Genomic DNA, 26,936 nt, shown 5'->3' on the forward strand with positions numbered 1-26,936 from the left:
TCCCAGTTTCGATAATAAAAATGCACTGAAACCAGTTTTGCTTCAAAATTGGATTTGAAGTCTGTGGGGTATAGGCCAATGAGTAGAATAACTTTAGCCGGTTTTATCAGAAACCAAATCTATCGGCTTGAAGTCGATAGATTTGGTTTTGACCCTACATCTGGCAGCTATTCAAATTTCCTTATCTTTTCTATTTTTCCAATAATAAACGAATTGAAAGTATCCAATTCTTCCGATGGAACCCATAGTTCATTATGATTTTCATTTCCAACATTTTTAACTTCAAAAAAATCAAAATAATCTTTGAGCAGCTTAAATCTTACTACATATCCGATTCCATATGCAGGAACGTTCCAATCCCTTGAAATTTGATTTGCATATTCTTCATCTAGCACGGGATAGAAAAATGGCTGGTTTGATAAGCGTGGCGGGAATCGTTCCCAATCCAATTGCTCTATCAAATCGAGTTCCGATTGATTGACGGGCCGATATAATGTTGCAAATTGCCTTTTATCTTCAAATGGAATATCCCGAATCAAATCTTTTATATACAGATCTCCTAAATAGATATCTAGCCCTCCCCAAGATAATTTCTCCCCCACTTTAAATGACTTACTTAATACACTTGGTATCACGCCAATAATCACTTCTTTGGTTTCTCCAACGATAAAATTTGCGGAACCTTGTATTATCTCTATCAATAAACAGTGAGAGGCAACATTTATGTCTCTCCACGAGTAAAATAAAAAACCACTTACCAACTGCCCTTTGATAACTTTATTCACATTATTATATAAAGTCATTTCTACTTTAAATAAAAGTAAGCTTTCGTACTCTTCTACACTCTTTAAATTGTCCATTATCAATTTCCAAAAACGTGAATTACAATTTTTACTCGGTTAAAGGTATTTAGATTTGATGCTCGAACCGTACCGGCGAGATGCCCATCTAACTGGCGTAATTGAACTAACCCATTTGGGCCAATGACTTTCGTAGGTACAGAAATTGCTACATTGTATGGCCCTGTTGTCATGCCACTACCATTCCAATTTTGCAAGCCGTCAGGGGTCATCCAAAATTGTTTTGAGTCGAACATACCTTTACCAAAGCCGAAATTTTTCCCTTTTCGCATAAAACTACTATATTCTTCTGAGCTCATATTGCGATACATTGTTGTATAATTATTGGGCCTTTTTTTAGATACATCCCCTTCCAAAATGAAAGGCAATGTCAATACCGAAGCAACCCCTCTTGCTAATGTAAAACCAAGTCCATGCCACCATGGCCTGGTTATAGTCACAGCTCCTAATGTCCCCGCAAAAATGGGTTTATCGCCAGGATCTCCTATCTGTGCCAACCAATAATCTTTATTACTTATTTGGCGTTCCAGAGACCGCTGCATGGCACTTTCATAATTGGCATATTTCAAATATCCACTAAATGCACCACCTGCCCCGCCTAGTAATCCACCCATCAGGGCAGCTTTGCCGACTTCTCCCCAACTGCCACCGCCCAAGGCCGAAAATGCAGCTCCTCCAAATGCTCCGGTGGCTGCACCGGCCGTCGCATAAGCGCCAATGCTGGCAGAGGTTGCTCCTGATGCCGCTGCTCCAAACGCGCCAGTGACAGCTTCTCCAATACCCGCAGTTGCCGCTCCAATTGCCGCCCCGCCAACAATATACCCAAACATCCCCCAGCCGCTAGCTCCTTTGGCTTTCCCGATTTGCCAGCCAGAAAATCCACCAATCGCCGCACCAATTACAAAGTTCCAGAAATTTCCATCCGGATCAGTATAAACCAACGGATTATTCATCGCATAGGTGTACCGGTTAAAACTCTGTGTCATACCCGACTCCTGTACATAATTATCAGGAGACAGCATCCTTCCCAGCACCGGATCATACATCCGACCGTTCATATTAGTCAACCCAAACCGGTCCAGATGTTCATGCCCGGTGTATCCACGATATAACCAAACAGGCAAACCAGTTGATGCCGTTGGTGCCAGCAATGCCCAACTTGTTACGTTTCTTCTTCTGCCCCAGGCATCAAAGGATTGTTCACCTTCAATAGTAGTTCCAGCACTATTGGTAACTGTCAGAATGGAACCTAAATGATCGGTATAGGTATAATGCACCGTGTGTGTGGTACCAATGCTCTCTACAATCGCTGCCAACCCCGCAGGAGAGGCAATGTACTGGATATAACGGGTTGTGCCCGCCGTAATGTCCTTTTCAAATCCGTCTGCAAAGTAAAACCGGGTATTGATAACGCTGCCACCTTGCTTGGTTACACTTTTGATCCGCTCATAATCCGCCCCATAGGTGTAGGTCAGCTCATAATTATTTTCCGTAATCACATTTGGCTGCATAAAAGCTGTGTAGCTAATATCCTGCTGCATGAGCGGAACCGGAACGGGAGCCGGATTAGTGACCCCGGTAACGGCGTTGAACTTAGTGGCATCGTACGAATAGGTACCCGCATCCGTTTTGGTATTCACATTGCCATTTGAAGCATAGGTAGCTGTAAATGCAGCACTGCCCGATACGGTCGCGGAAGTCAGCCGGTTGAGATTATCGTATAAAAATGTCTCTGTTTTGTTCACCGTAGAACGTGCATCCTTCCTGCTGGTAAGGTTTCCCTTCTGATAATCCCAGGCCAGCTCATAACTCTGGATGCCGGTGGTTACATAGGAAGTCGGGAATCCCCACGAATAGGTAGTGGTAGAAGATTTGGTACCCTTTAGGTGGGAGGTTACCTGATCCTGCCCGTTCATCGCTGTGACCGTGTACAGGTCAGTGCTGCCATTCTTAATTTTTTCAAGATATCCATTGACCTTATATGCGTTCGTAATTACCAAGCCTGAAGGATACGTTGTGGTCAGTATCTCGTTCAGGTTATTGTACGTATATGAGGTTACATGGTCGGTTGCATCCACTTTTTCAACCAAAGTGGCAACCCGGCCGAAAGCGTCGTAAATATAATTGGTCTGATTGCCTGGCGTAAAACCTGTAACCTGTTTTATCCTATTTTTTGATTCTCCTCCTGTATTTGTGGTTCCGTAGCTGTAAGAAGTTGTACCCTCCGGCCCTACACGGGACGTGACCTGCCCCATTATATTGTAAGCCATCGTATGGGTTTGTCCGCTTGCGTTGGTTTGGCTTATCAGCTGCCCTACGGCATTATAAACATATTGGGTAACTCCTGCATTACCATCGGTCAGCTTTGTCTGGCGGCCATAAGCATCATACTCATTGCTGGTCAGGGTTGTGCTCCCGTTTTTCACATCCCTTAGCCCGCCATGGCTGTAATACGTATAATTGAGTGTGCCACCATTATCGGTCGCAGCAATTACTTTTCCACTGGCATCCGTCGTCTTGGAAGACGTACCATTGGGAGCAGCTGTTGTTACAGTAAGATTTCCTGCGCTATAAGCATACGTGGTTGTGGTAGATCCGAGTGCCCCCCCGTTTGTAACAGAACGCCGGTTATAAGTGTCATAGGATGTGGTGGTGGTAACGAACGGCTCGGCAGCTTTATGGGGCTGAGTACTGACCGAGACATTACCACGCGCATCATAAGCCTGCGTTTGAGTAACCAATTGATCGTCAAAACCTTTTGTTTCTGTTTTACGCTCCCTGCCCAAAAGGTCATACCAGGTTTTGACGTAGGGCTTTCCTGGCTGAGAAACCAGGCTGTACCAGACCGTACCCTCGGCAGTATTTATATCCCAGCCATATGTTTCGGTAATGTTATAAGCAGTAGTTGCAGGTGGGGTAATTATTTTGGTTCTTCCAAAACCGTCGTATTGATAAGAGGTTGTCAAACCGTCGATTCCTGTACCGGTCAATGCCTTCCCCCATTTGGCGTCATAGGTAGCGGAAGATACCTGGCTAAGCTGGTTGGTCGACGATTCGGGATACCGCCCCTTTGTATCATAAACCACAGAGCTACTGCTTACCGCAGGTGCATTGTCCCCGTAAGGCGTCACTGTTGTCTTTTTCAGATTGCCCCAAGGAAAGTATTCATAGCCTGTTACAACTTTCTTTGCAAGACCGTCGAAATCTGTTTTGGAGGTGAGCTGACCTAGTCCATTGTATCCCATCACCTGTGTTGCTGCAAAAGCGGTCTGACCGCTTCTGGTTTTGGTGGTGGTAACTGTGGTAGGTTTGTTGGGGGTACCTGACGGATATGCCCCATACAACGCATCCGTAACAACCGTTTCGACACCGTTGGTTTGAGTACTTTTTGTAACATTGCCATAACTGTCAAACGTATTGTTCACGCTACTCGCTGTACGCCCTTCAAACACGTTGTTCTCAGAACTGCTTTTCAAACGATACAAAAAACGCTTGTCGGCAGCAGGACCCTGAGCTATAAACTCATTGACAATTGTGGTTTCTGTCAGCAGGACATTACCAGCAGTCAGGTATGTTGCTGTTTTCTTTGGAGCTGAGGTGTAGTAAGTCGTATTGAACTCGTTTTCGGAAACCGTTTTCGTGCCCGAAGTCAGATTCGAGACTGTCACCTTACCAAAACCAAGAGAGCCCTTACCAGATCTGTGCAACCTCAAACCTTCATAACTATATTGTGCGGTAGAAAGGCCTCCGATACCATTAGGCACCTTCATGTCGGATGCAAGTATGGCTGCCGGCTGGATCACGTTTAGCGGGAAAGAGGAAGTAGCGCTGCCTTTTGTGTAGAATGTACCACCTTCCACCAAGCTCTTGTAATTCCACTCTGTTACATGATTGAATCCGTTGCTAACCTTTTGCAGAAGATTATCTGTGCCGTTCTTGTTGAAGAACTGGACGTGAACGTTCGTACCACCAGAGGTGACCAGATCAGTGCGGCCATCTCCATCTAAATCCATTGGAACATCTGCTTGATATGTAATAGTGGAGGGACGGCCATAAGCATTGATTGTTTCGCTAAAAAACAGTTCCTTACTTTTAAATGTATCCCCCTGACTGTAGTAAATGTCAGTTACCAAAAAGGTATGTAAATTATTGCCCCCAATTGGATTTTCATATACAACTTGTCGCATCCAATAGTGATAGATATCAGACTTGCCATCTCCATTATAATCACCTACTATAAATCTATCTGTTTGCCCTCCCACCTGGCTCGGTGAATTTGAAAACCAACGTTGGGCTAATTCAAAAGGTGTTTGAATAAAACCCGTTCCACTGGAAATCTCTTTGTAAAGCGTAGAAAAATTAGTGTTTGCATAAATAATATCAGTTTTCCCGTCACCATTAAAGTCGCCAATAAAACTAAGATCTCTATTTGGTAATAAACCACTCGCCAATCGAACCGCATTATATCCTTGTATGGTAAAGACCTCGTAAGAGCCAATGTTTTCGACCATCAGATCCGTTTTTCCGTCACCATTAAAATCCAGAGGAGTGATTCTCGTTGCGGTATGCCACATATTGGGTGGTAAACTTACGGTACCAGAGGGGTTTATCTCCCCGCAAGCACCGGTCGTCAAATAGTTACCGCATATAAATGCACCGTATAGACCGGTTGAGTTACCAAGAATACTAACATATTCTGAGATGCCGTCTCCGTCAAAATCACCTGGATAAAAAAATTGTTTGTTTGAGGGAATACGATTAAAGTTTGGCTGAATGGATCTCTGACGGGCAATAAATGAAGTCCCTCCATTTTGACTTTCATAGATAGTAACATTATCAAGTTTCAAATAGGATCCCTGATTGGATATATTGAGCATCAAAACATCGTCAATACCATCTCCGGTGTAGTCACTAGCAAGGAAACTTTTAGAGTTGGGAATCTCTTGCTTTTGTATTATAGTAGACGTTACCGGGAGGGATTGTGTTGCAATTGTGGTGTAACCACCCCCTACATTTGCTTTATGAATAGTAAATTGATTAAAGAATGGAATATCTTGATCAGTATGAGATTGATTGGCAGATAAGATATCACGTTTGCCATCACCATCAAAATCACCTGAAATAGTTTGTATGTTTGTGCCGGCAATAGTTGTGCTACTTGAAGTAACCTCTGTTGGCTTATCTCCATACTTAAAGATGGTCGGGTTTAAGGCCGTATTGTCGCTTCCCCTTTCAGTGACCGATTTGAGGTAGGAATTTACATTATCATGGCCATAGGCTAATCTGTAACTTTTAGCGATAATACCTTCGGCCTTCACCGCAATTGAGTCTAATAAGTATTTACTGAGCACGGAAGACCCCGATTCATAACTAGTCCGTATATCAGAAAATGTTCCCGGACTCGCTTCCTGACGGACTTTATAACTGAACTCTATTACGTTATAAGGAGCCAATATCGACCCAGGAGTATCGTTGCCTGTGTATTTTACCTGAAGCAAGCGTGAATCCCGCTCCGTAGTGGTCGTGGAATATACAAATTCAATGTAATTCCCATCAGGATAACGCAATTTGTTCAGCCGCCAGAACATCACATGCCCACCCGTCTGGCTCATAAATCTGGAATCGGCGGTGTTCCCAAACTCCATTTTAACCCCATCTTTGGTCAGTACCTGAAAAGACGTCGGACCATTACCAGAAACACCAACAGCGGTTATTGTCGAAAAATCTTCGGATTCAGGCCCATATGTTGAACCTGCTGCTCCATACGTCCCGCTTTTCAGGATTAGTCTTGAACCATCCAGAGCAAACCGGTCGTTGGCTGAGAGCTCTACCGCACCGGCAGCACCATCAAAATACACATTCTTTCCCACCCGTGAGATCACAGACATACCCGATAGGTTCCATCCCATCCCCGCAATCCCGCTCCCAGCCTGCGAATTGTATTCAAGCGAAACAGAAGGTGATATGCCGTTGGTGCCCGGCGGTACGCCAATAGGTATCGAATACGACGCTCCGCCACTGCCTGATACATTGCCGGCACCAGGCGTACTGCCAACCGGCAAGGTCTGCACAAGTGCACGGCCATTAAAGGATGCGTTATCGTAAAGTGACGTGTAGACGACATTCTGGCCTACCAACCGAAAAGAAGAAACAATGAAAAATGCAAGCAGATATAATGTTCTCATGACCGCTGTGATCAGGTTAAAATTAGATAGATGGAGATGAGCAGGTATTTAAGCATGCCGGACATAATAGGCATGCTTAAATACGATGTAATTTTTATTTAGCAACAGATATCTTCTTGGACTTACTGCCGGTTTCAGTAACGAGCTGGATAATGAATATCCCTGAATTAACACCCGTTAGATTCACACTTTCCGTATGATGGCCTTTCCCGATAAGTTTCTTGTGGTAGAAACGTCTGCCATCCGGGTTAACGATCGTTAGACTCGCCCCTTTATCACTTTCCAGATAAAACGAAACTTCAAACTCGCCCTGATTAGGGTTGGGCGATACCGTCAGATCATTGACCACTTCAGCATCAGGATTGGATACGTTTGCCACTTCCATCACTTCCGACATTCCGATGCGTGCAGAAGAGCTCGGACAACTTGTCGTTTCCAATATCCATTTACTAGCACCATAAATGTAGGTCGGATCGTTGCCCAAAAGGACATCGGTAACCAGATCGCTCGGATCCCCGTCTCCCCAGTTAAATGGACTCCCGATAAGAAGCGTTGAGTTCTTTCTGATAAATGCCTCAGAAGCAGGGCTGCTTCCCGGAATCGGTGTCTTGCTCCACAAAAGGTGATCTGCTGTTCCGTTTGTCTGAAGTGTGATGATATCACCGTCCGTATTGCCCCCACCGGCCACGCCAAGCACACGGTTGTCTGGTGCCACTACTTTAACATGGGGACCCGATGATTCCAGACGCCACTTTTGAGAATCAGTGTTGTTGGCTGGCTTTACCTTTAATACCCCGTTCACATTCGTTAATAGTTTGCTGTTACTGGCAAGCTTCATCGTATAGCAAGGCGCGGTGACATTTACTGTTACTGTCGATGTGACGGTGCTACCACCTTTGCTCGCAGTTAAGGTGTAGCTGTAGGAACCCGGAGTAGATGGTGCTGACAGCGTCACATTCGCTGTCGTCCCTACTGTCGTTGTACCAAGCCTCCATACATAGCTCACACCGCTGCAATCACCGCTGCAGCTTGATGTAAGCGTGAAACTTGCGTTGATAGCCGGGTTAAGATTACTTGACGAAGTCGTAATAACCGGCATATTCGGATTGACCGGACAACTTGAAGTCTCCAATATCCATTTGCTGGCACCCCACACATACGTGGGATCATTGCCCAACCGAACGTCCGTAATCAGGTCACTAGGATCACCGTCTCCCCAGTTAAGCGGACTCCCGATAAGAAGCGTTGAGTTCTTCCTGACAAATGCCTCAGAAGCAGGGTTGCTTCCCGGCATCGGCGTCTTGCTCCATAAAAGATGGTCGGCAGTGCCATCAGTTTGTAGCGTTAGAATGTCGCCCTCTGTATTACCCCCGTTAGCTACGCCAACCACACGGTTGTCGCCCGCTTTTATTTTTACATGCGGTCCGGAAGACTCAATCTTCCACCTTTGGGAATCAGTATTACTGGCCGGCTTTACTTTTAAAATGCCGTTTACATTGGTCAGAAATCTGCCATTGCCGGCCATTTTCATCGTGTAACAGCCTGTGGTTACAGGGGGTGTTCCCGCTACGCGTTTGATCCGGTTGCCCGCATTGTCATAAGTGTAGGTAATCTGTCCGATTGCCACCTGGCAACCCAACATCAGTAGCACTGATAGGTAATTCTTTAACATAGGATGAGAGGGAGGTTATGTACAAACCTGTTCTGTTATCAACCAAAATTTAACCAAAACGACTCTTTCGATTTTACTGTCTCTTACCCAAATAAAAGCCGGCCACCAACTTTTTACCTCCATCATATCTCAGCGTAAGAGTCTCCCCTACTCCCTCCTTGGTGTCAGGTTTAACAAGATTAAACTCATAGCTCTTCACCCCTGCATAAGTGTTGACACTAGCCTGCGCATTCGACACAGCCTCTTCACTGACCGTAAAATCCCTGTACTGCCCCGATGCCTTAAACTCCGAATTGAAAAAACTCAACTCCTCCTTCGAAAGCTTACTGGCACCACCAGACATATCCTCAAAGTTGACTAGACTCTCTATACGGTTAAAACTGCCTACCCAGATCAGATTCCCATTTTCATCAAAAATCAATGGTAAATTCGTAATCCCGAAATAGCTGACTAACACCTCATATTGAACGGCCCTGCTGGCAGACGTATATACCGAGCAGCTGGTGAAAGTCAACTCATTTTTATCAGAAAGAGCTTCTTTCAACTGCTTCTCCAAGTTTGGTAATTTGGAAAGATAATCAACGTTGCGACGCGAACGGTCTTTAATAAACGTCTGAATCCTTTCGGGCAGATCTGTGAATTTTACATCCTCAGAAACAAAGGGACCCGGCGTAACTGTTGTCTGATTATCGAATCCGGTATTGGTCTGAATAACTGCCCCTTTAGACGCCTGGTTATAGGCATGATCTGAAAGTTTTCTGGTATTTTTTTTAAAACCTCCCTGAGAAGGTGTAAACGAGCATAGCAAAACAGTTGTTGCTAAAAAATAGTATTGTGTTTTCATACATCAATGACGTTAATACATAGAACCCTGCACAAAAAAGCATGTAACTTCAACGAAGGCAGCAAACCTGATAATTCCTTACATACATACTTGCATAATACAGCAAATCAACATACGCAGATAGAAATCCCAAATGCAACTAAAAAACCAAAAAGTTGGTACCTGATGTAAAATGTACATCAAAGCAAACACCAGGGTTTAAAAAACCCAGACCATTTAACACTTAAATAATAGGCTTACCGGCTACCCGTCATGATAGCATGAATAGCGAGACAAAAAATTGATAAATCCCCGACCAGGGAAATTTGACGAAAACTGATAATCGCAATTCATAATCTCTGCATGGAGGGTAACTAGTATCGAACTGATGGTTACAAAGTTAACATTATGCGCAAACAATTAATAATAAATGTAGAAATATTTTTATACGAAAGTGCCATTTTTTATTTGTTAAGTACCAATTCTTCTTTTCTTAAACATACTTACCTATCAAAGTGCTAATAATCAGCAGTATAACTCATTTACAATATTTATTATGTATGAAACTGAACCGTGCATATTGAAAAACCGGGTTATACCCAAATTTTTGGACGCTTTGGAAATGGAGACATGCTACCAACCGAGTCGCCATCCGCGCCGACCTCCCAGGACTCAATGTTGGTGCCTTGGGATCCTACGTTAAACAATGCAACCAGACCGCTTGTCCCATCTAAGTGTAGATTACCTAATCGTTAATATACCTGTATTGCCAGTTCATTGTATTTCAACTACCTTCCAAAAGGGGGGGCCTTCTTGGGTTACCTCTTTATTCCCATCCAACGATTGAAGCGTAATTCTATAAAAGCCAGGTGGTACTGCTTGCGGAATAAAAATAGCTGGTTCGCCCTCAAAATTTCGATGAGAAAATATAATTGCTTCTGCTATATAACTTTTCGAGACATCCCCAACCGGCACTAGCTTAAAACGACCTTTTCCATCAAAGTAGTTTACCGATACACCAAGCCAAGCTCCCCTGCTCAACACAGGTTTCCTATTCACCTCGCATGTACCCTCACTTTCCAGTAGTCGAAAAATTTCCAAAGGTTCATGTTGTCTATCACTAACTTTTGTCCCAAAACAAAACGGGCGAGCTAAGTTATTCTTTTGGATCAACCTCACAGCATATGGGCCAAATTTAATTTCTTGGGGAATTATAACGTTCATGAATTCACCATACTTACCGAACTCCAACTCCTGGATTGCAAAGCTGCGATCTAGTGAATCGATTAATTCAACATCAATCGTATGCTCAAGAAGGTTATGTCCTTTGATTCTCAAGGTATCGCCCGGTTTCACGGTTGGCCCTGCTATCATCGGCCATTGTATTAGCGTCATTGGCCCACTTTTTACAATGATCGGTTTAGCCATTTTCAATACGGAATTATCATTCATAGTTAGCTCGACATGATAAGCTCCCGGCAAGAGATGAGGTAATGCCCAGGCGTTAATCGCCAGGTGATTAACGTATCTACCTGTCCCTCTGTATACCTGTCTTTCATATTCTGACATCTCAGCATTCAATACAAGCAAGTTTCCAGTTTGAACTTCGATAAACTTTATCTGAATAGGCAATGGATTTCCATAGAGATTTTTCACTGGAATATATATTTCTGAATCCTGACCGTTGAATAAAACATACTCTATTGGATCAGCAGTATTCTCAATTATAATTTCGCCCTTAGCAACAGCCATCAGCTTATAACGAGAAATCAGAAAAGGACTCTCACCCATAGTACTAACAACATTCAAATCGAAGGAGTCATACATAAAAATGGAGTTCCAATCGATTTCTCCATACTTAAGTTTGGCCTTAGGCGTGTACTTGACCTCCCCGGTTAAGTTTTCGGGAAGAAGAGACGGAACTTTCACTACAATCAATAGTTTATTCTGGTCGAGTACAACATCCTCCTCCGGAATACCGGATAATTTAATTGATTCGATTCGAGGTAGCCCATCATGGAGTGGATTAATCTCCGATGTTTTACATGTACTAAATAGTACGCAAACTAAAACGGTGCAAACCAAATGTGCTATATATATACAGATCTTTTCCATTACAAAAGTAGTCCTCATGAAGTCAGGTCTGGCTTCATGAGGACTTTGGTTAATTTTAGTTTACCTTAACAACTTTCTTGGTTATAGCAAGATCGTTCACATAAAGCATATAAAACAACACTCCATTGCTAATATTGCTACCATTTACAGGATACTTATATGTACCCTTACTATGAATGTTTTCTACAAGTTTTTTTACAACACTTCCTTTGATATCTACTAGTTCAAGTCTTATCATACTTTCGGTTGGAATTGTAAATTCAATTGTGAAATCTTTTACGAACGGGACAGGATATGCCTTGGTAGAAATTCCTAACTCTTCCTCATTCCATTCCTCCCGCCCTTCAACAAGTCCTTCCCTACATCCTGGACAACCAGTTGTATACACGGTTTGCGTAACATTCCAATTCCCATTCACATTTCTAACTAAACAAGCATAACGACCAGAACCTGTTCCAGTTAAAATATTGGTTCCTGACCCAGTATTTGTGTTAGGAGACGTCATATTCATCCAACGATACTCTGGATAGCCAGATGGAACAGTCAGAGTCCAGCTACTTCCCGATTTTGTCATTGAAATTGTTGGGGAAGAAGTAGCTGCAATGACAGAATATGATCCGGAAGGGCTTGCAATCTTGGTCTTCCACAAGCCTCCTACCAAAGTTAAGGCATTCGTTCTATCTTCTCTAAAATGAACTTTATCAGTTGCCTCCCTATAACCATTTCCTAAGCCATCTGTTATAACTCCTTTAAAGCTTATATCAGTACCATCAATTGGAGGTATAACAACGTCATTTTGAGCAAGAGTAACATCACTGCTAACAGCTGGTGGGCTTCCCATATATGATGGATTATTGCCTTGATAAGATGCTTCTGATACAAGCCATCTAAGCGAGCTCGAAAAGTCCGTTCTTGACTTATCAATAACGCTACTTAAATTTGTCCGATAATTGATTCGCGTAGTAAACTTGGACCGGTCTGCATTATTATCTCCCTCTCCCTGATGCCAAAGTACTGCTTTTACTCCAAAAATAGAAGCATAAAATTTTAAAGAATTTTTAAAATCAAAATATGGTTGTGCTGTTCCCGAATAGCCAGTTCCACACCACTTTGCAAGTGTGTAATCGTTAATGGTATTACTACCTGCTGCACTCTCTTTCCAATTAACGCTGGTCGAACCTCCGGCCGACGCATTAAAGAACGCTATGGGTATACCTCCGGAAGGAAATCCAGTTTGTAAATCTTGCCCTAATTTTAACCAGTACCAAGAATTGTTGCCACTAGGGGCAATTCGGTTGTATCCATTAAGTGAACTCATGACGGGATACTCGGGTAATCCAGGATTACAACTTCCATTTAAATCATGGCTGAGTATTCCGTCATAAGTAGTAAGAGAAGGTAAAGACCAAGTACCACTTTCCGGGTATCCTTGGGCATTGGATTGCCCGGCGACTATATATACATCGCCAACGCCAAATCTCACCCTGTTCGGTGTTTCTGGGTAACCCGTACCAATATTGAATGCTCGAACAACCACATCGTACCACCCAATAGGTAAATACATAGTTGTCCTGTACAATCCATAGGTTGGATTAGTTACAATAGTTGAATAGCTAGAATAGGTAGACAGAGCCGCTCCTGTATTAACATCCAACTTCATAATCTCATATTCAATTCTGTAATCACTTGCACCTCCGAGATACTGTCCTGCTAAAACAATACCGGTGTATCCAGAAGCACTACCTTGATAGACACCCTTAATGGGAAGAGATATCGAAGCCAACTGTGCCCATAACAATGAAGGCATTAACGATAATAATGCTAATCTGATAAGAGATTTCATGATCCGAAAATTTAAGTGTTTGTCAAAGTTCAATTCTCTATGATTTTCACAAATTGTGTAATGTCAATTAGTTTTATTTTAGCATTAAAAGTATCATTAAGGACTTCAATTGCCTCATTAGCTATTACGGCATTCCCTATCGAAGAGGGGTAAATTCCATCTGAAGAAAAAAAGTTGCCATTGACCCCACCGTCAATTAGATATCCGTCCTTGGATTTAAAGTCACCCTCATATATTCTTTTATATAGGTCGGCTAAGTCTACCACTATCAAACCTTTCTCTTTGGCTTCTCGTTTGATTCTTAAATTGATTAGCTCTGAAGAACCTCCCACTAATTCCTCGTGATCCGCTACATCAGTGTCTAGTAGTGGAAACTCAGCACCCCTTCCCTCTTTTGCATTTTTAAAGACAAACTCAACATTTTGCGTGGGAAGAAAAACCATGTCTCCGGCTATTTCTCTTACACCCAATATATTTTCTCTGGAAAGTGTTAATTTTATATTGGGATTAATCTGATCCAACTTACTTTTAGTAAACCAGTTAAAATAAGGTAGGTGCCGAAAATCTGGTATTGTAAAGACGACTCCAATAGCTCCCGCTCTTTTTGCTTGATCAGCCAATAATATGGTGAGGGGAGATGTTTCAGATGATGCCATTCCCCAACTCATTTTGACATGTTTATTCTCCAAGTTCTCTTCCATCATCTCATCGAATCCAAACACAGACATAACGATAGCGGGCTGTTTTACATTAATCTTATTCAAAGCCATATCCCAATAGGTTGATCTATTTTTCTTGGCTTCAGGAGCCAACCTCCATAAAAATGGCATATCATCTGTGTACCTCCGCCCAAATTCATCAAAAATCCAACCATTCTCATTGGGCGATAATATACCACTAATACTACCCCTAGAAATTCGGGGAAAAGCCAGATTTTCAGCTTCCTCTCCGTCGTATGGTTCAAACTCTGGAATGTCGGAAAAGTTTACGCTCGCCAAATTGTTAGTAATTTCCTTCCAACGTGGCCCCGAGTTACTCCTTTCAGCAATCAAGTAACCAGTACCATTTCTATGTTCCAAGTCGAACAGTGGTGAATTAAAATTTGAAATACCCATTTGATGAGCTAACAAGTTAGGAAAAGATAGCTGCTGTCCTGCCCTGTACAAACCTCCGTCTTTCCAACCAGCTGCAAGCCCATCACCAAAAACCAAAAATGGTGATTGCTTTGAATTGGTTTCAAGTGCTGTAAGATTGGGTGGCTCTACTTCTAGATTCATCCATCTTTCAGCATTTAAAGATTGATCTTTTTCTTCTCCATTGCCTACTATGAAACTTGGATCCAAAAACCTTCTAAGAAAAAGGGTGGGATCGTCTGCTCTCCTGAGATTTCCCCTAGTATCTGAGGTATCTAAGACGATCGTGACATCCCTTGACAATGTTTCCGTACTGCCAAATAAGTTAGCTCCAAAAATTAAAGCTACTGAGGAAAGTAAATAAGCTCTTGCTTTCATACTAGTGGTTAGTTAAATGGACAAAAAACTCCTTTATTCGAGTACTCAAACAAACGGATAATTCAGCTTGGTGGCCGCCAGGTCAACCATCAAATCAGAACCTCCTCTAAATTGAACTATATAAATATTATATATAAAAATACGACATTGATAAGCAATTTACAAGCCATACACCACGCAGTACGATTTTATGAATAATTGGATTTTATGAATAATTGGATTTCTTGACATATTACATCTTCAAAAAGAGGAAGCCTGTTTGGGAGTTATATTTTGTCTGTGGATGAATTGGTTATAACATGATTGTCTAAAACGGACTTCACCGGGCCAGTCATTTCGGAGTATCATGGGCCAGTCATAACGGAAATCAACGGGCCAAAATTCAGGATCATTTTTCGGAGGTCATTGGGCCAGGTTATTAGCAAGTCAAGATTTCGATTTTGACCGAAAACGGAGGTTACTGGGCCAATGATGATTTTGATTTCGGAAGTCAATGGGCCATTCCTTCGGGTGAGAGTTGGTCAAGGCATCTTAAAACGGAGGTCATTGGGCCAAAATCTGCTTCAATCCGATCCTGATCTGTCAATACAGGCAATCTAACTTCTTAAAAAACGGAAGTCATTGGGCCACTTTCCATGATTTATCATAGCCTTGTTTCTGAATTAAATCTCAGCGACATGGCCGGACAAAGGATCAATATCATGGAAATACGTAGCTTGATTGCATTAAAATTAAAGGGGTTAAGTAATAGAAAAGTTGCAGATCTGTTAAAGATTAACCGTAAGACCGTTGATAATTATACCAGCCGTTTTTCAGCTCTGAATCTGGGCTTTGATGAGCTTATTAATCTTACAGAGCCCGATCTCCGGGATCTGTTTACCGAAGAGCCACAGACTGAAAAACAGCGTTACGAACTGCTAGCTGCACGTTTTTCTTACTTCGAAAAGCAGCTTCGCAAGCCAGGGTGTACACTTCAGGCACTTTGGAAAGAATACCTTCAACAAAATCCACAGGGTTACAAATACACCCAGTTTACTTTTCATTATCGTCGTTGGCGCTCCCTAAATAACCATAGTGGAAAGCTTGATCATAAAGCCGGAGAAAAGCTCTTCATTGACTTCTGTGGCAAAAAATTATCCTACATCGATAAAGCGACCGGAGAACAAGTTGAAGTAGAGGTTTTTGTAGGTGTTCTGCCCTGCAGCCAGTATACTTTTGTAAAAGCCGTTGCTTCACAAAAAAGGGAGGATCTTATTCTTTGTCTGGACTCCTGTCTGCAATGGATTGGTGGTGTTCCACAGGCTATTGTATCGGATAATCGCCGGGCGACCCCGCTGAAAGCTGCTGTCAGCAAAGGCAGTAAATATGCCCCGGTAATTAATAGAACGCTTACTGATTTTGCGCTGCATTATAGCTGTGCCGTCGATCCGGCCCGCCCGCATCACCCTCAGGATTATGTGTAAACTTTTAATATGTGTAAAATTAGATATAAGGTATTGTTAGTGAGTAGTTTAATCTGTTAGAAGTTTACATAATATTGTTGAGCTTGCCATCATCTAAAACAAAAACTATAAATACTAGGAATACCTCACGAACATTATCGCACCGAATTACTCAAATTTCTCTGGCATTCAGAAACCAATTGATAATCGAACTTAAACGGTAATCTCTCCGAATTTTGGGTATAAACAGGATATCTAACTAACCAATCTTCATATTTAGAATTGAAAAATGGATAAAATTCGGATTTAGTACTAAACGTACCAAGGTATTTCAAACCAATTATATTAATTCATTTTGCGCAAATGAAATATGTTCATTAAGTCCAGTTAATATCTCAATTACTCACAAAATATCTATATCAATTACAATTTCCGAAGAATTGTATTATACCTTGAATCGACCAAGTAGTTCGCTAACGTACCCCTCTGATATACCGATGTGCGATGCGATATGTTTTTGCGGCACGCGAAGAAATAACGATCTATGATTCTTTGCAAACAGCTCCAATCTCTCCTTCGCTGTATGCATTCGTATATTAATGAGTCGTTCGTGATTCAAAAGTCGATATCTTTCTGCAAAAATCCGGGCAGCGTGGTTTAATGAAGGATGTTCATCGTAAAGTTCGTAGAGATCTCTCTTATAAATATAAACCATTTCCACGGGCTCAATGACCTGTATTCGTTCAGAAGTAGGTTTCTCGTTCAAAAAACTATCCGCAGCGTAGAAAAATTGATTCTCAACCGCAAACCAAGAAGTGATCTCCTTATTCCCATGCAAATAAAAACCACGGGTCAACCCTTTATTCAGGAACCACAACTTGTCACACAGTTCACCCACTTCGAGAAGAATATCATTTTTTTTGGCCATGGTAAAATGTAATTTTTCTTTGAATTGAGATTCACAACTCCCCCCCAAATCATAAACTGAATTCAAGAAGGCAAGACACTTATCAGAAAATACCATGCGTGTAAAAATTTTATTGATGAATTATTAAATATTAAGATGCATAACTGGACTAAAATTTCTAATTCAATTGACTTGACAGGTAGATTTGTTTAACAATTACAGAATCAACTTCTTGTTCCATTCTTGGAATACTTAATTTCAATATTTCGCCGAAACTGTCCCGACTCCTCAGCTCAACTCTAATAATATTGTTATAGCCCAAGATATCAAGACGAAGACGACCCCATCTTTAATAATTTTCTTATATCCTCGTCTGCCCTGCTGAGAAGAATTTCGCGATTCTCCTTTTTTACTAGGAGTGTATTAAAAAATACAGGCGTACTGAGTCATGCAAAAGGGGCAGGTAGTTTATCAAGTAAACTTAACCTAGGTTTAAAAAAATGTGGGTATTTAGATATTGAGACCATCAAATTGTGAGGGGATAAATGAAATGAATAATTTATCTGTAAACATACTGTTTAATTTCATTTACACAAGAGTTGTATAGAAATAAATTTACAAAATTTAATGATATTGTGCAATTTAATATTTTAACGTTCGATACTGCTAAAAAAAATGCGCTAGTCGGTGTGGGGCACACCTTCTAGAGCTAACAATACTAGTCCATTGAATTGGGATTGTCTTATTGAAAAGCTACTGAATGCCTAGCAGTTGCCAGTTTACCAACATTTCGGCGTAAAAACTGATGGTGCCAAGCCTTTATCTTAGCACTCGGCTATTTACCATGACATTTAACCGTTACCTAAACCCCAGTACATGATTGCACATAACTTAAGGGTAAACGCAGCTATTTTTTGTATCCAGCTACTTACGACCTTATGTAGAAAGACAAAGCGCCTAGTTAGAATTGTGATTATCGAAGATTAAGAAAACGCTCATGAGATTAGTTACTGCGAAGTATATAATGTACAATTTCAGCTCTCTTAGTGTTTATATCGTTGTCGATCAGCAGATTCCAGGAGGATAAGTAGTAGTTGATCATCATACATTTTATACCTGTCCATTGGGATACATGTCACCCGACGAATTTGATAAAATTTTAAATATGCAGAAAATTGCGGCTTAACATTTCCCCACTTTATTGTTGCAATTCCAATAACTTACAAGTGACTAAAACCGCGGAAGAATATAAAATTTTTACTTTTTAATAATCAACCCGGCCAGCGCCGGATCCTCACTTAGCCGCTCCATCTCAGAGGCTATTATATCCTGAACATCCTGCTTGATCTGGTTGTAATTCCTTTGGATCATCGCCTGATCAACTGTGCGGACTACTGGGATTGGCTGGTATGATTCCTCTTCTCTTTTAAGAGCATCATGGTCATTCTGAATCTCACAATGGAAAGTCTTCAAAGCAATTTTATTAGTGGGATCATCGGCAACCATTCCGACAAATTCTCCGGATGATAACCCTGAAATCTTCGACGGCGGTACCGCGGGTTCAAGCTGTTGGGATCTACTAATCGATGTATCCGAGCTGTTAATGGATAGGCTTTCACGATCCTGCATGATTTTCCCGAAGCGTTCTGATAGTTGTTTCGCGGTGTCACCAGTCACCTGACCGGAAACAATATTTCCAATAATGTTCATGATAACATCAGCCTGTTCACGGCCGTAATCCTTTTTAAGCTGGCTCAAATCCTGGATACCCAGTGTCGTGGCAACCTTGTTACTTCTGGCTGTGGCGATCAGACCGTCCATGTTATTGAGATAGATTGTCGGGAATTCATCGAAGATCAAACTACTTTTTAGCTTGCCCTTTTGGTTGACCAACTTGACCAGGCGGTTCACATACAGTGAAAGTACCGCCCCATAAATCTGTATCTTCTGAGGATTATTACCCATACAAACCAGCTTGGGTTCATCGGGATTGTTGATATCCAGGGTAAAGTCCGAGCCAGACAGAACATAGTAAAGCTGCGGAGATGAAAGCCTTGCCATCGATATTTTTGCTGATGCAATCTGCCCTTCAAGCTGCTCCATGACATCGTTCATGTAGGCATTTACGAACGGATTGATCAATACCTCAATCTCCTTTTCTGTTCTTAGAATCGTAAAAAGACTATCATAATCTACCTGCATGAGCTCTATCACATGGGGCAGTGTACAGAAGATCCCGTCCTGATATCTGCGCAGATACCAGATAATCGCCGACAGAAAATTGATGGGTGATTCCACGAAAAAATCGCCTTGTTTTTTAATCCATTCCCGGTTAAGTCCCATCAGAATGGTCCGGGCAGATTCGGATGCATCGGTGATGTCGACCATGCCCGAAGGATCCAGCGGATTGCATCGGTGACTGCGTGTCAGGTCATCAAAATTGATCACATAGAACTTTGGCTCGACCTTAAAAAGGTGTTTGCTTTTTAACCAGGTGTTGTATAAGATAATGGATAAATCAGCGAATTTAAAATCATACACAAACATAGAAAATCCTTTTTTGATGTGCTGGGTGATCACATGTCGTATGACAAAATAACTCTTCCCCGCCCCTGGCGTACCACTTACAAGCAGTCCTCTGAAAGGATTGATGATGTTGATCCAGCTACTGCGCAGCTTATCTTTCAGCTGATACTTTGCTGGCAGGTTGATCGAGTATTCGTTTTCAAGAAGCCGCTCTTCCTGTGGAAACGTTTCATTTTCGAGGTTGAAAATATCCTTTTTAAGTTTGTCTTTAATGATGCGGGAAAGGATAGTTCCGCCTTTCAGGATCAGTAAATATCCTGAAATTGTCACTGTGAAATAGAGCATGGCGCTAGCGGCGACAGTCAGTTTTATTAATAGTAAATAGTAGCTTAAAAAATACACAAGAAGCCCTGCTGTCATGTAAACAAATGCGTTTTTGTATTGCAGTTTTTCGCTCTTCTTCCCCCTGGAACCCAGAAGTGAAATAGCCAGAAAGCCGAGTGCAAATACCTTCGATTTCAAAAAGCTGCTAAACAACCCTGTTGCTGTTACATTGTGTAGCAGGCGGTCTGTAAAGCTGGAAACGATTTCCCACTGACTGAATGCAGCGTAACAATAATAGTAAAAATGAAGCCCTAAAAGCACCAGGCTTATCATACGTGTCATGTCCAGAATCTTTCTTAGCGCCTGTTCGTTCTCCCCTGTCTGGTGTGCCATAATTGATAATTTCTAAAGATTGTTTGAGTTGTTCCTGCGTTTTCCTTTTCGTCTTTTCTTCCATTGCCGTGGCAAGTAATCTGCTCCGTACTCCACTTTCAGCAGTTCATCAAGCACGTTTCCCTCACGGCTATATGATTCAAAATCTGCTGAGTTGATGGTATTAGATGATTTGCTCCTGCTGCCAGCATCGGGCATTTCTTTGTTTTCAAATTGGCTAATCTGCTGACTTTTTTGCATCGAGCTTTCACCTTTACACCGCTCAGCGATACCTTTTGCACTGTACTGTTTACCCAGGTCACTGCCATTAAAAACAGCTTTGGTTTGGTGGTCAATGAAGGTGATTCCATAGATTAATCCATCCTGATTCTGTCTTAAAACCGTCGCTATTCCTTTGCCATTTAGCTCTTTAATCATACTCTGAATGCTACTGCGGTCCGGATGAATCAGCGCAAAATCAATTGCTGATTTCACTCTTTTTTCATCAGGCTGACGCAGCGTTTCATTGATAATGTACCGGCTTTCGATGTAGTTTAAGGTCGGTTTGTCAGGAAACATTTCAGGAAACAGACTTGCCTTGATCGGTACACCAACGGGCATTCCATCAGCGTCTAAAACACGGTACAAAAGCCCCCGGTGTTTATGTAATCTTGAACCTTCGCTACCTCTTTCGGCAGTCACATTGTAAAGTCTAAGCACTGCATTCAGCTCAGCCAAAGACGTGTATTTATATTGTTTCAAAACGGCACAAAGTACATTGTAAATGGCTCGTTTGGTCTGCGTTTTTCCGTACCCTACCCTGGCAGCATTAACGGCTTTTACTTCTAAAACTGGTTGCTTGGATAGTTCAGCTTTGACCAGACCGTATTTAACTTCAAGCTGCTTTCTGGTTTGCTGTGACTGCACTTTACCGATGTTCTGCATGTCAATCCGGCTTCCATCCGGACGTACTTTTACCGTTACGATGTGCAGGTGCTGATGAGCAACATCCTTGTGTTCATATACCAGAAATGGCTGCCCACCGAAACCGATCCCCTCCATGTATTCCGCTGCAATGCCGGTAAGAACCTTTTGTGAAAGCTTTTCACCAGCTGCAAAATTTAAAGAGATGTGCACACTGTTACGCTTGACATTATCATTATTCGCAGCCGTTTTCAAAAGCATGTTGAGCCGGTGATCTCTTTTCATATCGGTCAAGTCCATCGGGTAATTGGCTGCCATAATCAGATCGGCAACTCCCTCTTCCACCTTGTTTTCGTTGTACATAAACGCCGCACGGATCGAGTTCCCGGTGTTTATGATTGCAACCATAATGCCGCCGTTTTTCGGATGTAGGATTTGATTTCCGCTACGTCGTCCAGCAGCTTTTTTCGGTCGTGCTCATAGGTTATTAGCCACAGGACATACTCAGGAATATCCCGAAGTGTATGCAGTTTATGCACCGCCTGATTGTAATTGTTAGCCAGACCATTCAGATCGTTTTGGAGCCGGGTCAGAACAGTTACGATATCATCCAGGGATTGGTTATGATAGATGACAGTCACAGGTTTTTGCAGAATCACCTTTCTTAAATAACCGCTAAGCTTTCGGTCTTTTGATTTGGCGAACAGCCCCTGGATTTGCTTCTGCTCGGTATCATCAATACGGATATGCAGCCATTTGTCTTTTAGTTTTTTGATCTCTTTCATCACGAATCATTTTCACAGGTTGAACAATTTTGGTTTTCTAAATCACCGCACACGACTTCGGAGTAAGTGCGGCTAAAAAAAAGGAAAGTGATACTTTCGGACATCTTGCCACTTTCGGGACACCGGAAAGTCCCTTTGCCTTTTGTAAGGCTTTTTAGATTTTTGTAAAGCAGGAAGATTCTTTCAAAAGCAAGGTTGCCCATTATCCTGGCCTCAATCCTCTTCTCTGCTTTTTAACAGGCGCTTTCTGGCGGGTTAAGAGAAAATCATTCAGGTCATCAAAGCCTGCATAAAGACTACTTTCATCCTTGAAGCGGTTGCTCTTTGATAGTGCGGACTGCACACATTTCTGTCCGGCAATATTGTTATCAAGATAGAGATGGGCAACCTTGTAGTCATCCAGCGCAGTGAGGGACTTTTCGAAAAATGAAAGTGAGTTTAGGATCAGGTAATCACTAGCTGATTTACCCAATTGATCTTGCAGTGTCTTGTAAGAAAGGAAATCAAAAAAACCTTCAAAAATGGCGATACTATAGGAACCGCTTTTGAGTGTCGTTATGCCTTTTGGCGAACTACTTCCTTTGAAATACTGGTTGCGAATTTCATAACCTCCTGCATCATTTGGGAATCCGATGCCATAGTAGTTTTTGCCGTTGGATTCAAAGCGGACTTCCTTGCAATACAGTTCTGCAATGGAGATTGAAATTCCTCTTTGGTGCAAGTAATTCAAAAGTGATGGTGAGCTAATCACCGATTCTCGCGTAATCTTAATCTTCCCTTCGTCGGATTGAGTTTGCTTCAGTTTATGATTGATAAGAGGAACAATCAGTCCGGTATTTCCAACGGACAACAATTGCAGAAATTCGGGAATCGTTGTCCTGTGGTAAAGAACTCCGAAGTCGATGATGCTGCCACCTTTTCCTAAACCAAAGTCATACCAGATATTCCGGTTTCTGTTGATGGTAAAGGATGGTGTATTCTCATCATGAAGTGGGGAAAGAAACCAATGACTGTTCCCCTTGATTGATGTAGGCTCATGGCCTAATGAGGACAGGTAGTCAACCATGTCCATTTCTTTAGCTTCCGCTATGGTAAGCCGCCTTTCTCTGAAATCCATACAGCACAAATTTTCGTTTCACAATTCAGTAATGTGACACGAAGATATTGCGGGGCTGTGGAAGGATTGCAACCACTGCAAAAATTGCAGTGGTTGCAACTGGAGTCCGAAAAGGACTACCTGTAGTTGCACTTTGTATTTACTAATTTTGACAGCATTTTTGCTACTGGCCGCAGCTAATTTGGTGGTCAATTTGCCACGGAATTAGCTGGTCAACTTCTCCGAAATATCCAGTACAGTACCATTAGTCAAGCAACCCGTTTCTTTTCAGGCGGTATAGCTGTTTTACTAACTCATCCAGCTCATATTCCCATTTCTTCCGGTTTAGAACAACCTCCTGTTCATATTCTCTTAGCTGCCCAAGGTTTTGGAACTTGGGAGTTCCGAAGCGATTAGTAAAATCTGTCCATAAGTTATCTTCCATCACCGTAACATTTTGATCCTAAAATTTTGAGTGCGCCGTTTGCAAAAAAAACTATTCCATTTGCCACGATAACCCAATAATTTGGCATAAATGTTTTAATTGTTTTGCTGTCAACTTTGTAAGTCGATCGTTTATGCAATGGCAGGAACTACTGAAAATTGTTACCTAATCAATCTGGAATGGCATGGGGAATTGTTCTGAAATACTGCAGAAAAGTGAATGGCCGGTAGCCCAAAACTTACTAATGGTTTCTCAGGCCGAATCGGATAGAAAAGGAGGTAAAAAGAAAGTTGAAAGAGTTGTTAAAGCGCCTTGATGCAATTCAAGAAAGATTCGGCTCTGCAACACATCTAAATAAATTCGGAATAAACTAGCAAAATAAATCCTCCTTGTACAAAACCAAGAACTTTTACAGATCAGAACTCCGGCTCTTATTCCGTATGCTCTCAGTCAGATAATTAGTTTGTTGTGAGCAACTTTGAATCCAGATGAATAGCAGTTGTATAAATCTTATCTTTTCTACAAATTCATCCACTTCAATTTCGGAAAGCTTTCTGTGAAAAGCCTTTGGTACAGAAGATGCATACATTACAAGCAACGGCTCATCAAAGTATCCGAGTTTTGAAGTTCTGCTAACGCTGGTCAGTTGAAATTGATGCTACCAATAACGACTGGCTCACTTTCACCGGAATAAGCAAGTTTATAACAAGTGGCTCAATTACGCCGGAATCTCAGTATCTGCTTTTTCACAAAGTGGTTCATGTTGCCCGTAATGAACACGGATCAAATTAAAAAAGTGGCTCTCATTGGTTCGGAATATCCAACTAGGCATTACAGGCACCACCGCAAATTTTGCTCTGGTGCAACATTATCGGTCAGGCTATCTTTGCAATGTGAAGTTGAACAATTTAAAACTGAGGCGTATGATGACAAGTAACGAAGTAGTAAAAGTGTATGAAACACTGCTTTGCATTCCAGGAATGAATGATTTGGTAAAGCTGGATTTAAAAATCAGCAGAAAGCAAGTACTCTTACTGACACAGGTTATCAAAAGAGGGCTTGAATCAGAGGCTGAAAGCCCTACTGGAATTTTCACTGTTGCAACAAAGGAAGGTGTTGCCGATCTTTCGAAGATAAGTAACGACTGTTTGGAGAAAGCAGGACTAGTCGAGCTTAGTCAAAAATTAAATACTTTTCAGGGGATTTAGGCCTTGTCAGTTCAGCCTGTATCATTACAGGCTGAACTAAATTCAAATGCAGCAGTTCAGAGGGTGATCTAAATAAAAGAGTACACAACAGGATTGCAGAGAACCAGCGCAATCCATATGGCAGTATCTGCATCTGGCACAATATTATACTTGATTCACTACGTACTTATGAATTCCATACGGGCGACACAACACGCTTAGGTCACAACCGGTATCCTGAACGTTTCTCAAAAAAGTATAGCGGTACTACCATAACCCTTTCGAGGTTACCGGTTCTTGAAAGTGAAATCAGAAAAGACTTAAAAAGGGTGTCACTGTCGCATCACCTTTCTGCTCCGGGTCAGTCAATGCTGAAACAACTTATTCGGTTTTAGAGAACATCCCTTCGACAGAAGCGTTCGAGTTATACAAACGTGAAATAGAAAAACTGGAGACGGCAATTATTTCTTCAAAATTAGTTGAAATAGAAAAAGGAATTTTGCTGATTACCGCTTCGATGCTCAGGCATTCCGGATACTAGTGGATGAATGTCTTTAATCAACTACCGGAAAACAACGCCAGGACAAGCGGGTTTTTAAGAATAGTATTGGGTGCAGTTTCCTCAGTCGGTGCAAATGTTACAACTGCTGCTTACTACTACGCAAAGAACACGAGGCCTGATGGAATCATATTGGAGGTTTCACGCATGTCTTATATCTGTGGCTATTACACGGGATCGTATGATAAAGAATATTAATCTCAAAAGGGCTTGATTAAAAGAAAGTGCATCGGAGGCTGACCGCAAAAAAGTGCCGCCGGTGTTGTGCAGAAAAATAATGTAATAAAGATTCTCTATACCTGATAATCAGATTAAACTGTGAGGGCTATTGAGAAAATGATCCTGTAAGAAAATGGCTACTCTTCTACATTATTTAATTTTAGATCTAATAGACTCTGGGTAAGCCTAAAATATTAATGTCCGTAAAAACGCTTTTGATTTAAATATATCGGAAAACGAAAAATAATAAACACCACGGAATTCGTGAAGGATTCCCAGCTAGGCTGGCATCCCATTAGTTGATACTATCCTTCCTTTTAAGAACCAATTCTTACTCCATCAAATTCCAATTTAACCTGGGTGCACCGCTTATCATTCTAGTCAGAATAGTTTTGCAAAAGTAAAGTAGCTTTGCAAAAAATTACATAATAAGCAGAAATGAAAATTATATTAATCGCGTTGGCTATGCTTGCATTCGTTGTTTCTTGTAAAAAGAAGAACGATCCATCACCTCTGTTCGCAGAAACAAAAATCGATTTAACCACTCACAAACTAACATCTTTCTCTGCAATAACAAACACTAAGTATTTAGTTGTTTTTGAATCCGGGTTAGGCAACGATCATAAGGTATGGATTGAAAAAGATGTTGCTTCAGAAATAAACGGAAAATTTGATGTGCTCATGTATGACCGGGCAGGTTATGGAAAATCAGAAAATGGCCCAACCCCAAGAAATATTGAACGGTTGCGAAGCGAGTTGGAAAGGGTTATCGATAAATTTTCAAACGGAAGAAAGGTAATATTGATCGGACACTCATTAGGCGGTTTGATCATAAGAGATTATGCGGTTAAAAACCCCCTGAAAACGGCAGCGATATTATTTGTTGATCCCTCGCACGAATTCTATAACCGTCCTTCTCAGACTGATGAAGATATGCTTTATGAGACCGCGAAAAATGCAGGTGGTGCTAATTCCGGCGTCGCACTTGAAGTTAGAGAATTTATAGAAGACCTACAATATGCCAGCCAACTCCCTGACGTGGTTCACTTTCGGTTTACACTTTTTGCGGGTTAGTTAAATAATTACAATTTAAATCTCATCCTGCTTTTTGGTAATACAAGGCTTCAAAAGCTACTGGATT

The 26,936-nt window shown here is 41.7% G+C and carries 16 protein-coding genes; 3 read left to right on the forward strand and 13 right to left on the reverse strand.

Annotation, left to right across the window (positions count from 1 at the left end; genetic code table 11):
- Positions 1–167: 167 nt before the first annotated feature.
- The 7 genes from LZG71_RS25715 to LZG71_RS25745 all read right to left on the reverse strand — a co-directional run bounded on the left by LZG71_RS25715 (position 168) and on the right by LZG71_RS25745 (position 15,009).
- Positions 168–860, reverse strand: coding sequence for a hypothetical protein (locus LZG71_RS25715; protein WP_233825363.1), 693 nt, complete (start codon positions 858–860; stop codon positions 168–170).
- A 2-nt stretch (positions 861–862) separates the two neighbouring features.
- Positions 863–7,045, reverse strand: a complete 6,183-nt coding sequence (locus LZG71_RS25720; protein ID WP_233825364.1) for an FG-GAP-like repeat-containing protein — start codon at positions 7,043–7,045, stop codon at positions 863–865.
- Between the two features lie 94 nt (positions 7,046–7,139).
- Positions 7,140–8,717 carry a T9SS type A sorting domain-containing protein gene (locus LZG71_RS25725; RefSeq protein WP_233825366.1) on the reverse strand — a complete coding sequence of 526 codons (1,578 nt, stop codon included), beginning with the start codon at positions 8,715–8,717 and terminating at the stop codon, positions 7,140–7,142.
- 73 nt (positions 8,718–8,790) lie between these two features.
- On the reverse strand, positions 8,791–9,561 hold the full coding sequence (locus LZG71_RS25730) for a hypothetical protein (protein WP_233825368.1): 771 nt from the start codon (positions 9,559–9,561) through the stop codon (positions 8,791–8,793).
- Between the two features lie 753 nt (positions 9,562–10,314).
- Complete coding sequence (locus tag LZG71_RS25735; RefSeq protein WP_233825370.1) at positions 10,315–11,469, reverse strand: hypothetical protein; 1,155 nt, start codon at positions 11,467–11,469, stop codon at positions 10,315–10,317.
- A gap of 241 nt (positions 11,470–11,710) precedes the next feature.
- On the reverse strand, positions 11,711–13,498 hold the full coding sequence (locus LZG71_RS25740) for a sialate O-acetylesterase (RefSeq protein ID WP_233825372.1): 1,788 nt from the start codon (positions 13,496–13,498) through the stop codon (positions 11,711–11,713).
- A gap of 29 nt (positions 13,499–13,527) precedes the next feature.
- On the reverse strand, positions 13,528–15,009 hold the full coding sequence (locus LZG71_RS25745; protein ID WP_233825374.1) for a hypothetical protein: 1,482 nt from the start codon (positions 15,007–15,009) through the stop codon (positions 13,528–13,530).
- 677 nt (positions 15,010–15,686) lie between these two features.
- Here LZG71_RS25745 and LZG71_RS25750 point away from each other — a divergent pair.
- Positions 15,687–16,472 carry a hypothetical protein gene (locus tag LZG71_RS25750; protein ID WP_233825376.1) on the forward strand — a complete coding sequence of 262 codons (786 nt, stop codon included), beginning with the start codon at positions 15,687–15,689 and terminating at the stop codon, positions 16,470–16,472.
- Between the two features lie 424 nt (positions 16,473–16,896).
- Here LZG71_RS25750 and LZG71_RS25755 read toward each other — a convergent pair whose 3' ends face one another.
- The 6 genes from LZG71_RS25755 to LZG71_RS25780 all read right to left on the reverse strand — a co-directional run bounded on the left by LZG71_RS25755 (position 16,897) and on the right by LZG71_RS25780 (position 23,830).
- A complete protein-coding gene (locus LZG71_RS25755; protein ID WP_233825378.1) occupies positions 16,897–17,475 on the reverse strand; it encodes a Crp/Fnr family transcriptional regulator in 579 nt (192 codons plus the stop codon).
- A 1,140-nt stretch (positions 17,476–18,615) separates the two neighbouring features.
- Positions 18,616–20,601 carry a conjugal transfer protein MobC gene (gene mobC, locus LZG71_RS25760; protein WP_233825380.1) on the reverse strand — a complete coding sequence of 662 codons (1,986 nt, stop codon included), beginning with the start codon at positions 20,599–20,601 and terminating at the stop codon, positions 18,616–18,618.
- Positions 20,602–20,613: 12 nt separating this feature from the next.
- The gene (locus tag LZG71_RS25765; RefSeq protein WP_233825382.1) at positions 20,614–21,912 is read right to left on the reverse strand and encodes a relaxase/mobilization nuclease domain-containing protein; all 1,299 of its coding nucleotides are present in this window, start codon (positions 21,910–21,912) and stop codon (positions 20,614–20,616) included.
- The gene (locus LZG71_RS25770) at positions 21,897–22,289 is read right to left on the reverse strand and encodes a plasmid mobilization protein (RefSeq protein WP_233825383.1); all 393 of its coding nucleotides are present in this window, start codon (positions 22,287–22,289) and stop codon (positions 21,897–21,899) included. Before LZG71_RS25770 ends, LZG71_RS25765 begins: the two co-directional genes overlap by 16 nt.
- A 202-nt stretch (positions 22,290–22,491) precedes the next feature.
- On the reverse strand, positions 22,492–23,406 hold the full coding sequence (locus LZG71_RS25775; protein ID WP_233825385.1) for a toprim domain-containing protein: 915 nt from the start codon (positions 23,404–23,406) through the stop codon (positions 22,492–22,494).
- A gap of 244 nt (positions 23,407–23,650) precedes the next feature.
- A complete protein-coding gene (locus tag LZG71_RS25780) occupies positions 23,651–23,830 on the reverse strand; it encodes a hypothetical protein (protein WP_233825387.1) in 180 nt (59 codons plus the stop codon).
- Positions 23,831–24,753: 923 nt separating this feature from the next.
- On the opposite strand from LZG71_RS25780, the gene LZG71_RS25785 reads away from it, so the two are divergent.
- The gene (locus LZG71_RS25785) at positions 24,754–25,038 is read left to right on the forward strand and encodes a hypothetical protein (protein ID WP_233825389.1); all 285 of its coding nucleotides are present in this window, start codon (positions 24,754–24,756) and stop codon (positions 25,036–25,038) included.
- A 1,195-nt stretch (positions 25,039–26,233) separates the two neighbouring features.
- Positions 26,234–26,869 carry an alpha/beta fold hydrolase gene (locus tag LZG71_RS25790; protein ID WP_233825391.1) on the forward strand — a complete coding sequence of 212 codons (636 nt, stop codon included), beginning with the start codon at positions 26,234–26,236 and terminating at the stop codon, positions 26,867–26,869.
- The last annotated feature ends 67 nt before the right edge of the window (positions 26,870–26,936 follow it).

It is taken from the genome of Dyadobacter sp. CY312, from assembly GCF_021390535.1.
GTDB lineage: Bacteria > Bacteroidota > Bacteroidia > Cytophagales > Spirosomataceae > Dyadobacter.

Bases quoted from the DNA above. Each gene is read 5' to 3' on its own strand.
- LZG71_RS25715 (WP_233825363.1), bottom strand. From the start codon at position 860: ATGGACAATTTAAAGAGTGTAGAAGAGTACGAAAGCTTACTTTTATTT.
- LZG71_RS25720 (WP_233825364.1), bottom strand. From the start codon at position 7,045: ATGAGAACATTATATCTGCTTGCATTTTTCATTGTTTCTTCTTTTCGG.
- LZG71_RS25725 (WP_233825366.1), bottom strand. From the start codon at position 8,717: ATGTTAAAGAATTACCTATCAGTGCTACTGATGTTGGGTTGCCAGGTG.
- LZG71_RS25730 (WP_233825368.1), bottom strand. From the start codon at position 9,561: ATGAAAACACAATACTATTTTTTAGCAACAACTGTTTTGCTATGCTCG.
- LZG71_RS25740 (WP_233825372.1), bottom strand. From the start codon at position 13,498: ATGAAATCTCTTATCAGATTAGCATTATTATCGTTAATGCCTTCATTG.
- LZG71_RS25745 (WP_233825374.1), bottom strand. From the start codon at position 15,009: ATGAAAGCAAGAGCTTATTTACTTTCCTCAGTAGCTTTAATTTTTGGA.
- LZG71_RS25750 (WP_233825376.1), top strand. From the start codon at position 15,687: ATGGCCGGACAAAGGATCAATATCATGGAAATACGTAGCTTGATTGCA.
- LZG71_RS25755 (WP_233825378.1), bottom strand. From the start codon at position 17,475: ATGGTATTTTCTGATAAGTGTCTTGCCTTCTTGAATTCAGTTTATGAT.
- mobC (WP_233825380.1), bottom strand. From the start codon at position 20,601: ATGGCACACCAGACAGGGGAGAACGAACAGGCGCTAAGAAAGATTCTG.
- LZG71_RS25765 (WP_233825382.1), bottom strand. From the start codon at position 21,912: ATGGTTGCAATCATAAACACCGGGAACTCGATCCGTGCGGCGTTTATG.
- LZG71_RS25770 (WP_233825383.1), bottom strand. From the start codon at position 22,289: ATGAAAGAGATCAAAAAACTAAAAGACAAATGGCTGCATATCCGTATT.
- LZG71_RS25775 (WP_233825385.1), bottom strand. From the start codon at position 23,406: ATGGATTTCAGAGAAAGGCGGCTTACCATAGCGGAAGCTAAAGAAATG.
- LZG71_RS25780 (WP_233825387.1), bottom strand. From the start codon at position 23,830: ATGGAAGATAACTTATGGACAGATTTTACTAATCGCTTCGGAACTCCC.
- LZG71_RS25785 (WP_233825389.1), top strand. From the start codon at position 24,754: ATGATGACAAGTAACGAAGTAGTAAAAGTGTATGAAACACTGCTTTGC.
- LZG71_RS25790 (WP_233825391.1), top strand. From the start codon at position 26,234: ATGAAAATTATATTAATCGCGTTGGCTATGCTTGCATTCGTTGTTTCT.